The sequence below is a fragment of the Pseudoalteromonas sp. C2R02 genome (assembly GCF_018860845.1).
Taxonomy (GTDB): Bacteria; Pseudomonadota; Gammaproteobacteria; order Enterobacterales; family Alteromonadaceae; genus Pseudoalteromonas.
Map to the genome: position 1 here is coordinate 59100 of NZ_JAHKQC010000028.1, position 14389 is coordinate 73488.

Below are 14389 nucleotides of genomic sequence, written 5' to 3' on the forward strand. Positions count from 1 at the left end.
CAGTTTTCGTTCATTTTCACGACTTTATGTTAATAGGCAGCCGGGAAGCAGGACTATAAAAACAACTGCTGCCCTCCGATAATATCGGTAAATAATTACAACAAGTAGGGTTATAAAATGAAAAAAACACAACTAGGTTTAGCAATCATTGCAGCCGTTCCATTATTCTCAAGCATGCAAGCAATTGCTGCTGATACTTCAGCTCAAGAAATTGAAAAAATTCAAGTAACAGGTTCACGTATAAACAGAACTGATATGGAATCAGCAAGCCCAGTTACGATTATCTCTTCAGATTTTATTGCACAAAGTGGTTATACATCTGTAGAAGAAATCTTATCGACACAAACTGCAACAGCTGGCGGAAGTTTAGGTTCTAATTCAAATAATGGATCAGGTGGATCTGCAACAGTTAACTTACGTGGTATGGGTACTAATCGTACATTAGTACTATTAAATGGTCGCCGTATGGTTTCTTCTGGTACAGGTGCTGATTCTTCAGTAGATTTAAATACAATTCCTGTCGCAATGATAAAATCTATCGAGATTTTAAAAGATGGTGCATCTGCTGTTTATGGTTCTGATGCAATATCTGGTGTAGTTAACATCATTACTAAGAAAGACTATGAAGGTACAGCTATCACAGCTGAAGCTAGCCAAGCCGCTGAAGGTGATGGTACTAGCTCAGGTTTTAGCATTCTTCACGGTATGGATTTCGCAAATGGTAATTTAGTATTAGGTGCACAATACTCAAAACGTGGTGAAGTGATTCAAAGTGATCGTGACCATGTAGATCCAGGTTGTTCATCATTCTTACCTGGTGGCTCTTTAGATGGTAAGACTCCGGATGGCAATGGTGGTTTTGACCCCAGAGATGAGTGTTATGATTTTACTACATCAAGCTATGCACAAACGCCAAATGAACTTGTAAGCTTATTTAGTAGTTTTAATACTGAAATTGATGCTGATACTGAATTCAATCTTGATTTAATGTATACACGTCGTGACTCAAATCAACAAATGGCACCGCAACCGGCAAACATTGATCTCGATGCTTCTAAATTAGACAGCAAATATACCGATCAGTTTATTGATGATGAAGGGAATAAGCCTGATACATTAAATTACCGTCGCCGTATGGTAGATGCCGGCCCTAGAATATACGAACAAACAACAGATACATACCGTTTCTCACTAGGTCTAGAAGGTATGTTAGATAATGATGCAAGTTGGAATGTAGATGTTACATATGGTCGTAATGATTCTGTAGATAAAGTTCAAAACTCTATCCATGCAGGTAATATGGAAGACGATATCTACGCCAATCAAGATTTATGGTTCAGTGGTGAAGCAATTGATCAGTCTCATCTTCAAGATGCTGGGATCATGTATACTGAAACTAACAAAGGTGGTAATGAGCAGTTTATCATGTCTGCAGGTTTAACCGGCGTTACTGAATCTGACTTAGGTTATGCTGTAGGTATCGAAAATCGTTTTGAAAGTGGTTTTTATACACCTGATTTAGTAACTCAAGCTGGTGAAAGTACCGCAGCACAGCAAGATCCAACATCAGGTAACTATTCAGTACAATCAGTTTATGTTGAACTTTCTTTACCTGTAACAGAGCAGTTAGCTTTAGAAGCTGCGACTCGTTTTGATAACTACTCTACATTTGGTAGTGCAGTAACATGGAAATTAGGTGCAACTTATAGCTTTAGTGATGAGTTTATGCTCCGCTCAGTAGTTGCTACCGGTTTTAGAGCGCCAAGTGTCGCAGAACTATACTCTGGTAACTCAGGTTCTTTTGATTACCTAACAGACCCTTGGGGTAATGAGCAAGATGCACAAATCCTTGTAAACCGTACCGGTGGCGAAGATTTAGATGCAGAGCAAAGTGAATCATTTACTTTCGGAGCTGTTTGGGAAATTGCTGATGGTTTATCATCAACAATTGATTATTGGAGCTTTGATATTACAGATGCGATAAGTCGTATAAATGTACAAGAGCAAATGAATGCGTGTTATGCCGGTGACCAAGTAGCATGTGATTCAATTAATATTACTATGGATGGTGATTTAGATAATATGACATCAGCATTAATTAATGTTGGTTCGCAAAAAACATCAGGTGTAGATTTCAATTTAAGCTACAGACAGGATATGTTTAAGGTCGCACTTGATGCAACTTATTTACTTAATTTTGAAGAAGATGGTGTTAACTATGAGGGTAACATAGATCCGAACTATGGTAATTACTCTCAACTAAAAATGAATTTATCAGTTGATGTCAATATCAATGAGAATTTAACTGCACTTTATAATGCGCAATACATTCAAGGTATGGATGGTCATGATATATACGCAGATGGTGATTATTCAACTGATGATGTTATTTATCATAATGTTTCAGCAAATTACAATGTGAATGACAAATTAAGCTTTAACGCTGGTATTAAGAACTTAATGGATACAGATCCTGAATACATGTCAAATGGTTCTGATATGAATACTGATGCTTCTATTTACGACGTAATTGGTCGTACATACTTTATGAGTACTTCATATAAATTCTAAAGTTAAAAAAATTTAACAGACTAATCCAAGGCAGCGTTCGCTGCCTTTTTTATACCTATAAACATGGTGTGTAATAATTACTTACAACATTAGGCTGGCATCTCAAGTCACTAGCAAGTTAAAGTGAAATTTATATTACATAAAACCAAATTAGCCACTTAAAACATATTAAATTTTTACTGCTTAGTAAATAACCTAGCTAGCATCTTGGTTAATAAGGTTAACTCTGTTAGTTATTTGTAAATGTGAGATAAACACTTGTTTATCTGTGTTCGGTTACATATGATAACATTTTGCGCACAAACAATTGCACCTGTGTTTTTTTTGTTGGTGAGCGTGTTTAACTTGCTGTTTTTAAACTGTAATAACCCTTAACTACTATAACAATTCTTCACAACTCAAACTCACCTTCTGCTTGGAATTATCATTTGAATATTACTTGTTCAGATGTTCAGTTGCCGTTCAGTTTCAAAGCTCTAAGTTGCATCTCAGCCGGGGAGCAGCAAGACAGCTAATAACTGTTTCCCTCCGTTAAAATCGGTAAATAATTACAACAAGTAGGGTTATAAAATGAAAAAAACACAACTAGGTTTAGCAATCATTGCTGCCGTTCCATTATTCTCAAGTATGCAAGCCGTTGCTGCTGACACTTCAGCTAATGAAATCGAAAAAATCGAAATCACTGGTTCTCGTATTAAGCGTGCTGACATGGAAACAGCTAGCCCAGTAACTATTATTGGTGCTGACGATATTAAAGCATCTGGTGCAACAAGCATCGATGGTGTTTTACAAAAAATGACTGCGACTGGTGGTGCGATGACTAACCCAGGCGTAAACAATGGTTCTGGCGGTAATGCTAGCATCAACTTACGTGGTTTAGGTTCACAACGTACTTTAGTACTGTTAAATGGTCGTCGTATGATCAACTCAGGTACGGGTGCTGCTTCAACAGTAGATTTAAATACAATACCTGTATCTATGATCAAGCAAATCGAAGTGCTTAAAGATGGTGCTTCAGCTGTATACGGTACAGATGCTGTAGCAGGTGTTGTTAACATCATTCTTAAGAAAGACTTTGAAGGCCTAGACATGAATCTTCAGTCTGGTATTTCTGGTCAAGGCGATGCAGAAGAATCATCTATCGATTTCACAGTAGGTACTTCTTTTGACCGTGGTAACATCGTTTTAGGCGTTCAGTACACTGACCGTGGTGAAGCTAGCCAAGCAGATCGTGACTTCTCAAGCTGTCCAGTTTCTGAGCGTAAAGCTGAAGATGGTTCAATCGAGCTATATTGTGGTGGTTCAAGCTACTCAGCTGGCGGTCATGTATGGGGCCCAGATGGTGAATCTTTACAAGGTAATCCAGATGACTCTTTCAAAGATTTTACAGACGAAGATAAATATAACTATTCAGCAGATAGCTACCTTTTCACGCCAATGAAGCGTTTAAACCTAACTGGTTTAGCAAACTTTGAATACTCAGATGATACAAATCTTTTCTCTGAGTTCACATACTCAAAGCGTTGGTCTGGTCAGCAAATGGCACCACAACCAGTATGGTTTGACTTTACTTATGATGAGTCAATGGGTGATTCACTAGTTGAGCACGGAATTGAGTACGGTGATGAAGTTTCTTACGGTCGTCGTATGACAGATACGGGTACTCGTGACTTCTCACAAGTAGTTGATACTGTACGTACAGTGATCGGTGCTGAAGGTGTACTTGATAACGATTGGTCTTGGGATGCAGCTGTAAACTTTGGCCGTAACGATTCAGTTGACCGTTTATCAAACCTACATAACATGGGTTCAATTCAAGATGATATCGAAAATGGCAGCTTCAACCCTCTAGACCAAGATTCTTGGGCATTAGAGAACATGAAAGATTACATCTACACTGAACAAAACACAGGTGGCAGCCAATTGTTCATGATCTCTGCATCAGTTGCAGGTGAGCTAATGGAAGTACCAGCTGGCTACGTAGGTTTTGCAGCAGGTGTTGAATCACGTTCAGAAAAAGCATGGTTTGTTCCAGATTCATTGACTTCTCAAGGTCTTGCAAATGATCCTAAAGTTGAAGCAACTGGCGGTTCTTTTGACGTAAACGAAGCATTTGTTGAAATCGCAGTACCATTATTAGCTGATAAATTCCTTGCTGAGCAAGTAGATTTAAGTGCAGCTATCCGTGCATTTGATTACAGTACATTTGGTAGTGATACAACTTGGAAACTTGGTTTAACTTGGAAAATGAATGATGAAATCATGTTCCGCGGTGTTGCATCTACAGCTTTCCGTGCACCAACAGTAAACGAGCTTTACTCAGGTGACTCACCATCTTATAACCAAATTACTTTCCCTGGTGCTCAAGATCAGGCTGAAGTAACTGTTGGTGGTAATGATCAACTTACACCAGAAGAAGCTGATACTTTAACTGCTGGTTTAGTATATGAGCCAAGCTGGTTTGACGGTCTTTCAATGACAGTTGATTACTACGATATTGCTATCACAAACTCAATTGGCACAATTGACAATCAGTACATCGTTGATAACTGTTTAGATGCAAATACTGGTAATAAGATCAATGAAAATACTGAAATTTGTAAATCAGCGGATATTGAATTCAACCAATCGACAGGTCGTATTGCGTTCAATAACCAACTACAAAATGTTGGTTCTGAAACAACTAAAGGTATTGATTTAAACCTAACTTACAAATTTGAAGCTGCAGGTCTTGATTGGTCAACTGCATTAGATACAAGCTTCCTAACAGAGTCTTCAATTGTTGATGTTGAAGGTAACGAAACTGATTATTCAGGTACTATCACTGCAAACTCTGGCGGTTTCGCTGATGTTAAATCTAACCTAACTGTTTCTGTTCGTGGAAAAGATTGGGATGCTAGCTACAAAATACGCTACATTGCTGGTATGGACAGTTTCACTTGTTTAGAAAACCCAAGTGATTGTTACGCACCAACAGTACCATCTATGGTTTACCATGATATGAGTGGTTCATATATGATGAGTGAAACAGTGACTGTTGCAGCAGGTATCAATAACTTGTTTGATAAAGAGCCGCCGTACTTCACGGGTAACCAAGATTCAAACACTAGCCCTTATACTTATGACGTATTAGGCCGTTACTTACATGCAAGTGTAAATGTTAAATTCTAATTCAACCAATTAGATCAAAAAGGCGACTCATTGAGTCGCCTTTTTTTTGTTATTTAATAACAGCCATTTTAAATGGTAGTTATAAATTAAAATTAATCTTCTACTTTGTTTTCTTCAGTTTCTTGAGCTGCAATCTTTTCACGTTCTGCTTTAGATACATAAGCAGGTTTGTTGCTTGTGTGTAGTTTAGATTTGAATTTCTTCAGTTTTTTCTTAAAAATACCGTTTATTTTTTTCTGTCTGTTCATTGTTTATCTCATTCTTACAAATTTCTATATGCGTATTGTAAATGCAAAGCTTAAAATAACAAAGTAAAGCCCCATTTTAATTGAAATGTACCTCCTATATAGCCTGTATTCTTGCTTGATTAGTGCTTATATTGTAAGGTGCACCTCCTTAACGCTTTGGCGTATTTTATTATGATAAGAGTGAATTTATGAGCTTTACCAAATTGGGTTTATCTGCCCCTATTTTAACAGCGGTCAGTGAACAAGGTTATGACACCCCAACACCCATTCAGGAAAAAGCAATACCTGCGATAATTGAAGGCCGAGACATCATGGCCGCAGCACAAACAGGTACAGGTAAAACTGCAGGATTCACTTTACCCTTATTAGAAAAATTATCAAAAGGTCAAAAAGCTGGCCCAAATCAGGCTAGGGCACTTATCTTAGCACCAACAAGAGAGCTTGCTGCTCAGGTTGCTGAGAGTGTTGAGCTGTACAGCAAAAACTTGCCTTTAACTTCAACTGTTGTTTTTGGTGGTGTTAAAATTAACCCACAAATGATGCGACTTCGTAAAGGCGTAGATGTATTAGTAGCAACACCGGGTCGATTAATTGATTTAATGGGCCAAGGTGCTGTTAAATTTAAAAACCTTGAAGTATTAGTGTTAGATGAAGCAGACCGTATGCTAGATATGGGCTTTATTCATGATATTAAACGCATTCTTAAAACGCTGCCTGCTAAACGCCAAAATTTAATGTTTTCAGCTACTTTTTCTGATGATATTCGTCAATTAGCAAAAGGTTTGATCCACAATCCTGTTGAAGTATCAGTAGAATCTAATAAAGCAGCTAAAACAATTGAACATTGGATTCATCCAGTAGATAAAACTAAAAAGCCAGCATTACTAACACACTTGATTGAAAAAAATAATTGGCGACAAGTATTAGTTTTCACGAGAACAAAGCATGGTGCGAATCGATTAGTTAAACAGTTAGACAAAAGCAAAATTGAAGCTGCAGCGATTCATGGTAATAAGAGCCAAAGTGCACGTACAAAAGCGCTTGCTGGGTTTAAAAGTGGTGAGATCCGTATTTTAGTGGCGACAGATATTGTTGCGCGTGGTTTAGATATCGATCAACTACCACAAGTTGTTAATTACGATTTACCTAATGTTTCAGAAGATTATGTTCATAGAATAGGGCGTACTGGGCGTGCTGGTGCAAGTGGTGAAGCCATCTCATTGGTTACTGCTGATGACCTTAAAGAATTATCTGATATTGAGCGCTTAACGCAAAAGTTATTACGCCGTGAAATTGTTGAAGGGTTTGAACCAATTAATAAAGTGCCTGAAACAACTTTAAATATGAAACCTATCAAGGCAAAAAAACCTAAAAAGCCAAAGCAAAACAAACCGGGTGATAATCAAGGCGAACACAAAGCAAAACGTCGCAATGGAGATAAAACTTCACAAGCAACAAAAAAGCGTTCTTCTGGACATAAAGCGCAATCAAAGAAAAGTACAGATAACAAAAGTGCTTCACAAGATGTATGGAAGAACAGTGCTAAAAAGCATAAGTAACATAGCGTAATTAAATTTTGAGTATTAAAAAGGCTTGATGCAAAACATCAAGCCTTTATTGTTTCTTAGAAGCTAGAAGCTAGAAGCTAGAAGCTAGAAGCTAGAAGCTACCTTTCTAACTCACCACGCAAATTATCTTGCATTAAGTGCCTGATAGTTTCAGTTTCAAGGTTTTGACTTAATAAATAGTGAAGTTTAGTTAAACACGCCTCTAGTGTCATATCATAACCACTGATCACACCTACATTTAATAATGCATTACCTGTTGCATAACCGCCCATGTTGACACTGCCTTTTAAACATTGTGTTAGGTTAACAATCACCACGCCACGGTTGCTCGCGTCTTCTAAAAGCTTTAAAAATTCAGGTTCTTGTGGTGCATTACCTACACCAAAACTTAATAGTACTAATGCTTTTAGCTTGCCATTTAATATACTTTGAATAACATCATTACTGATCCCTGGATATAAATGTAAAACACCAATATTTTGTGGTGTAATCGAACACACATCAAGTTCATTTTCGATATAAGGGCTTAAAGTACCTTTGACCAATTCGATGTTAATACCAGATAGTGCAAGCGGCTCTAAATTGGGTGAACCAAAGGCATTAAAGCCATCAGCATGAACTTTAGTTGCACGATTACCCCTAAATAACTGATTATTAAAAAACAAACTGACTTCGGCAATAGGGTAGTTAGCTGCTAAAAACATTGCATTGAGCAGGTTAACTTGACCATCAGATCGTAATTGTGAAAGTGGTATTTGTGAACCTGTTACAATTACTGGCTTAGTTAAATTTTCGAACATAAATGATAATGCAGCTGCGGTATACGCCATGGTATCTGTACCATGTAATACAACAAAACCATCATAATCTTGATATTTACTTTTAATATCGTCAGCTATCATTTGCCAATGAGCAGGAGACATATCTGATGAGTCAATCAATGGCTGGTATTCATGAATATCAAATAAAGGCATTTCATCACGATTAAACTCTGCACTCGCTTTAACAGTTTCAGTGAGATAACCATCAGCAGGAATATATCCCCTTGCTGACTTCTTCATACCGATAGTACCGCCCGTGTAGGCAATATAAATACGTTTTCTTTTCATAGATTGCTCAAAAATAAATGTTGGATTTGATTGTGTCTAAGTTATTTATTGAAACAAAAAGCCCAGTAAATTACTGGGCTCTTTATATACTTAATATCCTATTAGCTCAAGTAAATGAGCAAAAATATTACTGAATATTACAAACTAAACAACGTGCATATACTGCATTAGGATCGTTGTAATCTTTTAGAGAACTTACTTCTGACTGAAGTTTGTAAATAACAGAATTAATTTGGCTTTGTAGGCCCGCTTCAAATACATCTTTATTTTGATCTATTTCTAAAAAGCTTTGAACATGTGCATTGCTTAATAACTCTTGAATGAATTTATCTTTAGTTGATAAATCTTGCTCAACAGTGATTACATCATAATATTCAAGGCTAGCAAGTTTAGCTGCAGCTTCAATTGCATCTTGTTTGTTACCTAGCTTATCAACCAATCCAAGCTCTTTAGCTTTACTGGCAATCCATACTCGGCCTTGTGCGATTGCATCAACTTCTTCAATTGTTAAACCGCGTGCTTCTGCTACGATAGTTAAAAATCTTTCGTAACCACGTTCGATGCTCATCTGAATCATTTCACCAAGTTGTGGGTTTAATTCTCTCATAGGAGAAAATCCAGCCATTTCAGTTGTTGAAACACCATCAGAGTAAACACCTAATTTAGCCAGTGATTTATCAAATGTCATTACTGTACCAAAAATACCAATAGAGCCTGTGATGGTACTTGGTGCTGCCCAAATTTCATTGGCAGCAGATGCAATCCAATAACCGCCAGATGCTGCAACTGAACTCATTGACGCGATAACTGGCTTACCTGCATCTTTTAATGCTAAAACTTCAGCACGAATCACTTCTGATGCGAACATACTACCGCCACCAGAGTCGATGCGTAATACAACCGCTTTTACTTTTTCGTCTAGGCGAGCTTTGCGAAGTAGCGCAGCAGTAGAGTCGCCACCAATTTGACCAGCTTTACGTTTACCATCGACAATGTTGCCTTTAGCAACAACAACCGCTACTTTTTCAGTTAATGGGTTAACAAAAGGGATAGGAGGCTTAATTATTGATAAGTAATCTTTAAGTGAGATGCGTTTAAAGCTTTTACCTTTTACATCTTTACCAACTAAGGCGATAAGTTGTTGACGAACTTCTTCTTTCGTTTTTAAAGAATCAACCCAACCGTTATCTAATGCGTATTGACCTGAGTCACCTTTGGCTGTTTTAAATTTAACTAAAAAGTCATCCATCTTCTCATCAAAGTTTTCAACATCAAATCCACGCAGTGTCGCAATATCTGTTTTATATTCAAACCATAACGCACCCAACCAAGCTTGTGCTGAAGATTTCGCAGGCTCTGACATATCATTTCTAATAAAAGGTTCTACTGCTGACTTATAAGTACCTACACGGAAAATATGTTGAGTAACAGACAATTTTTCAATTGCATCTTTAAAGTACATTGGATACATAGCGTAACCTTCAACACCCATCCAACCGTAAGGGTGCATAGACACTTCATTTGCGTGTGCAGCTAAATAATACTGAGCTTGAGAGTAATAATCGCCTGTAGCGATGATTTGCTTTTCAGTTGCTTTAAATCTGTTTAAAGCATTACTGACTTCTTTTAATTTATTTAAATGGGCGTTACGCATGTTACGTAAATCAAGCACCATTACTTTAATACGATCATCTGTTGCAGCGCTATCTATTACGTCTATGATATCGTCTAGTAGAATTTCTGGTGGCTCATCGCTTTTACCCATAGAGTCACTAACAGCAGCCTCAAATGGGTCTACATATGTTTTTTGTTCAACTATTAAACCAGAGATGTTTAATACCAATGCAGAGCCTGGCTCAACAATAATTTCATCTTCATCTGATCCTGCTGCAACTATGACTGCAATTACGATAAATAAAAATAAAAAATTTACTATGAGTCTTCTGGAAAAATTTAATGTATCCCACAGCCCAATAAAAAACTTCTTAATCAAAATTAAATCCTTAAATGATGAGTATTTACAAAATGTAAAGCTATATTTCATATAGTACCGTATTTCTTAGACAAACTTAAATTAAAATAGTTACGAATTGTTTATCTTGAAAAAAGTGATAAAAATCGTTAATGTGCAATCAGGTATGACCAGTTAGAAGAAGCGAAATGTTAGAACAAAAACTAAAATTAAAAAATAATGAGCTTAAAAATCGTTTAGTAATGGGGTCTATGCACACCGGGTTAGAAGAAGGTTTGCGTAACCACAGTAAATTACGTGCCTTTTACGAAGCCCGTGCAAAAGGTGGTGTTGGACTTATAATCACTGGGGGTTATAGCCCGAACTTGAGAGGCAAGTTAACTCCGTTTTCATCATCTTTCAATTCTTGGATAGATGTACTAAAACATAAATCTATTACACAAGCTGTTCATAAACACGATGGTAAAATTTGTTTGCAGTTATTACATGCAGGTCGTTATGCATACCATCCGTTAAATACTGCACCAAGTGCAATAAAGGCGCCAATCAATCCATTTAAACCAAAAGAAATGTCCCATAGCGCGATTAAGTCTACGATTAAATCATTTGCACGCTCAGCTTTATTAGCCGAAAAAGCGGGATATGATGGTGTAGAAATAATGGGTTCAGAAGGATATTTGATTAATGAATTTATGGCACCTCGTACAAATAAAAGAAAAGATGAATGGGGTGGTACACCAGAAAATCGGATGCGATTTGCATGTGAAGTTGTAAAAGCAGTCCGCAGTGTAGTTTCACAAAAATTTATGATAGTTTTTAGACTTTCAATGTTAGATTTAGTGGATGATGGCTCAAGCATAGATGAGGTTGAACAACAAGCTAAGTCACTTGAAAAAGCGGGCGTTGATATATTTAATACTGGTATAGGTTGGCATGAAGCACGCGTTCCAACAATAGCAAGTATGGTACCGCAAGGCGCATTTAAGCGCTCATCAGAACAACTAAAAAATATGGTGTCTGTTCCTGTTATTGCAGTCAATCGGATAAATACCCCTGATATTGCAAACCAAATATTAAATGATAATCAAGCTGACTTAATTTCTATGGCAAGGCCATTATTAGCCGATCCAGATTTTTTTATTAAATACCAACAAAAACAAAGCGATAATATTAATATATGCATAGCTTGTAATCAGGGCTGTTTAGATAATGTATTTAAAGGTAAAAGAGCCACTTGTTTAGTTAATCCACAAGCTGGATATGAATTAGAGTACGCAATAGAAAAAGCACCTAAATCTAAAAACGTATTAGTTGTTGGCGCAGGACCTGCTGGTATGGCATGTGCGTGTTACTTAGCACAGCGAGGCCATAAAGTAACTTTAATTGAAAAGTCATCAGGTATGGGGGGCCAATTTAACTTGGCAATGCGTGTACCTGGTAAAGAAGACTTTAATTACACTTTAACTTACTTTAAAAGTGAACTTGCTAGGCTAAACGTTAATATTGAACTCAATACTGCTTTTGATTCAGAGATGAAATCAAATTATGATGATATCGTTTTTTCTACAGGCGTTAGCCCAAGAATTACAAATATAACATGTAGCGATGATAAACGTGTATTAGCTTACGATGAAGTCATTCGTGGTGAAGTAAAAATAGGCAAACGTGTTGCGATACTGGGTGCTGGTGGTATTGGCTTTGATATGGTGGCTTTTTTAGCTGAATCTGCAAATAAATCAATTGATGAGTTTCAAACCCAGTGGGGCATAGAAGTTGAACAATCAAATCATCAAGCACAAGATAAACTGTATATGTTAAAACGTAGCCCTGGTCGTTTTGGTTCTGAGCTGGGCAAAACAACAGGTTGGATCCACCGTAGTGTTGCCAAACAGCAAAAAGTTGAACAAATATCAGGATGTTCATATGTAAGCTTTAGTAATAAAGGCTTAGAAATAAAAGAAAATGAAACAACCCGTTTTCTTGATGTTGATACTGTGATTGCGTGTATTGGCCAAGTATCAAATACACAAAACTATGATGCAGAAAAAGAAAGTTCAAACGTACATGTGATCGGCGGTGCTAAATTAGCACAAGCAATAGATGCAAAACGCGCTATCTTTGAAGCATTAGAACTTGCACGGCGTATTTAATTCTTTATAAAAATGTATTTTACACTCAAAGCCCACTAATATTTAGTGGGCTTCTTTTATTTATAATTTGAAATAAATAATGAATAACCTTGGTCTTGGTAAATAGTCGTTACATCAGTAAGAGAAAAAATAAGGTTTCTAATATGCTTCAAAAACTATTTCAATTTTATAATGCCAGTATAGATAAAACACAAATTGCATCGGGTCTAGCGCCGCTGCTTTTCAGACTGATTTTAGCACCAGTGATGATCATTGCAGGTTTTAATAAATTAGGAATAAGCGGCGAATGGAACGGATTAATTAATGCGATTTTGGCTGATGCAAATGTCGTTACATGGTTTGGTAATAGTGAGTGGGGTTTGGGGTTACCCTTTCCTGATTTATTAGCCTTTTTAGCTGGATGGAGTGAGTTTTTAGGAGGTTGGTTTTTACTGATCGGTTTATTTACCAGGGTTACGGCAATTCCATTAATGTTTACCATGTTCATCGCTGCAACAACAGTTCATTGGGATAATGGTTGGTTTGCTGTAACGCCTACTAACCCAGATACAAGTGCAGCTAAAGTATTAACTTGGCTTGAGATCCCAGGGGCTGAGAAAAGCTTACAAAATAGTATAGATACAAAAGAGCGTTTAGATAAAATTAAAGAAATTGTTGAGGAAAATGGTTTCACTGAATATTTATATGAAACAGGCAGACCGGTCATTTTAAATAACGGTATAGAATTTTCTTTCACTTACTTTGTGATGTTATTAAGTTTATTTTTTACAGGTGGTGGCCGCATAACGAGTGTTGATTATTGGCTTACTCGTAATAACAAAGCAGCGAAATAACTGCATAATTTAGTTTAACTTTGTTATTCTCATATTAATTCAAATAAAATTAGTGTGAAATAACAAAGTTATGAATGCAATAGATCTCCTTTTAAACCGCCAATCAGATAGTAAACTACAAGCACCAGGTCCTACAAAAGAACAATTAAGCATTATTCAACAAGCTGCATTAAAAGTGCCTGATCATGGTGCTTTAAAACCATGGAAATTTATCATTGTTGAAGGTGAAAAACGCCATAAATTGGGTGAAATATACTACCAATCAGCTATTAAAAATTTAAACCCTGAAAATCCAGTTGACGCTAAAGCGATTGAAAGGTCAAAAGAAATGCCATTACGTGCGCCTATGATCATCATCGCCATCGCTAAATACACCGAACATGCAAAAGTCCCTCGTATTGAACAAGTTCAGTCAGCAGGCTGTGCTGTAATGGCAATGCAACAAGCTGCATATGCGCAAGGCCTTGCGGGTGTTTGGAGAACAGGTTCATATGCAAGTTGTGAACATGTTAAAGCTGCCCTTGATTTAAATGAGCTCGATGAAATTGTAGGTTACTTATATTTAGGTAGCGCCACTAACGATTTTGTTAAGCCTCATAGACATGACATAAATGAATTTTTCTCAGAGTTAAAATAACTGAATTGTTGATCAATAAGGACATAAATTTAAGGTTACTTGATTTCATATTTTATCCATATTTATTATGTAACCTTGCGTTGTTATAAGGCATCTAAATATTAATTGATGAATTTTAAATGTCATGTTC

The 14389-nt window shown here is 36.8% G+C and carries 9 protein-coding genes; 6 read left to right on the forward strand and 3 right to left on the reverse strand.

All coding sequences use genetic code 11. The annotated features are described in order from the left end of the window. Window positions 1-117: 117 nt before the first annotated feature. Entirely contained in the window at window positions 118-2571 is a 2454-nt protein-coding gene (locus KO527_RS10380; protein WP_216040244.1) for a TonB-dependent receptor, read from the forward strand. 570 nt (window positions 2572-3141) lie between these two features. Continuing rightward, entirely contained in the window at window positions 3142-5742 is a 2601-nt protein-coding gene (locus KO527_RS10385; protein WP_216040245.1) for a TonB-dependent receptor, read from the forward strand. A 92-nt stretch (window positions 5743-5834) separates the two neighbouring features. Here the strand turns inward: KO527_RS10385 and KO527_RS10390 are convergent, their stop codons facing one another. Further along, window positions 5835-5990: a DUF2986 domain-containing protein gene (locus tag KO527_RS10390; protein ID WP_216040246.1), complete on the reverse strand. Its 156-nt coding sequence runs from the start codon at window positions 5988-5990 to the stop codon at window positions 5835-5837. 188 nt (window positions 5991-6178) lie between these two features. Here KO527_RS10390 and KO527_RS10395 point away from each other — a divergent pair, with 188 nt between their 5' ends. Beyond that, window positions 6179-7549, forward strand: coding sequence for a DEAD/DEAH box helicase (locus KO527_RS10395; protein WP_216040247.1), 1371 nt, complete (start codon window positions 6179-6181; stop codon window positions 7547-7549). A gap of 107 nt (window positions 7550-7656) precedes the next feature. Here the strand turns inward: KO527_RS10395 and ansA are convergent, their stop codons facing one another. After that, window positions 7657-8667, reverse strand: a complete 1011-nt coding sequence (gene ansA, locus KO527_RS10400; protein WP_216040248.1) for an asparaginase — start codon at window positions 8665-8667, stop codon at window positions 7657-7659. A 127-nt stretch (window positions 8668-8794) separates the two neighbouring features. Further along, a complete protein-coding gene (gene sppA, locus KO527_RS10405; RefSeq protein WP_216040249.1) occupies window positions 8795-10660 on the reverse strand; it encodes a signal peptide peptidase SppA in 1866 nt (621 codons plus the stop codon). A 167-nt stretch (window positions 10661-10827) separates the two neighbouring features. On the opposite strand from sppA, the gene KO527_RS10410 reads away from it, so the two are divergent. The 3 genes from KO527_RS10410 (at window position 10828) to KO527_RS10420 (ending at window position 14259) form a co-directional block, all read left to right on the forward strand. Next, window positions 10828-12789 (forward strand): NADPH-dependent 2,4-dienoyl-CoA reductase, encoded by a 1962-nt coding sequence (locus KO527_RS10410; protein WP_216040250.1) that lies wholly within the window; start codon window positions 10828-10830, stop codon window positions 12787-12789. 143 nt (window positions 12790-12932) lie between these two features. After that, window positions 12933-13622 (forward strand): DoxX family protein, encoded by a 690-nt coding sequence (locus KO527_RS10415; protein ID WP_216040251.1) that lies wholly within the window; start codon window positions 12933-12935, stop codon window positions 13620-13622. Between the two features lie 70 nt (window positions 13623-13692). Continuing rightward, window positions 13693-14259: an NAD(P)H nitroreductase gene (locus KO527_RS10420; RefSeq protein WP_216040252.1), complete on the forward strand. Its 567-nt coding sequence runs from the start codon at window positions 13693-13695 to the stop codon at window positions 14257-14259. Window positions 14260-14389 lie beyond the last annotated feature (130 nt).

Coding starts and splice junctions, on each gene's coding strand:
- KO527_RS10395 (WP_216040247.1), top strand. CDS start 6,179: ATGAGCTTTACCAAATTGGGTTTATCTGCCCCTATTTTAACAGCGGTC.
- KO527_RS10390 (WP_216040246.1), bottom strand. CDS start 5,990: ATGAACAGACAGAAAAAAATAAACGGTATTTTTAAGAAAAAACTGAAG.
- KO527_RS10415 (WP_216040251.1), top strand. CDS start 12,933: ATGCTTCAAAAACTATTTCAATTTTATAATGCCAGTATAGATAAAACA.
- KO527_RS10385 (WP_216040245.1), top strand. CDS start 3,142: ATGAAAAAAACACAACTAGGTTTAGCAATCATTGCTGCCGTTCCATTA.
- KO527_RS10380 (WP_216040244.1), top strand. CDS start 118: ATGAAAAAAACACAACTAGGTTTAGCAATCATTGCAGCCGTTCCATTA.
- KO527_RS10420 (WP_216040252.1), top strand. CDS start 13,693: ATGAATGCAATAGATCTCCTTTTAAACCGCCAATCAGATAGTAAACTA.
- ansA (WP_216040248.1), bottom strand. CDS start 8,667: ATGAAAAGAAAACGTATTTATATTGCCTACACGGGCGGTACTATCGGT.
- KO527_RS10410 (WP_216040250.1), top strand. CDS start 10,828: ATGTTAGAACAAAAACTAAAATTAAAAAATAATGAGCTTAAAAATCGT.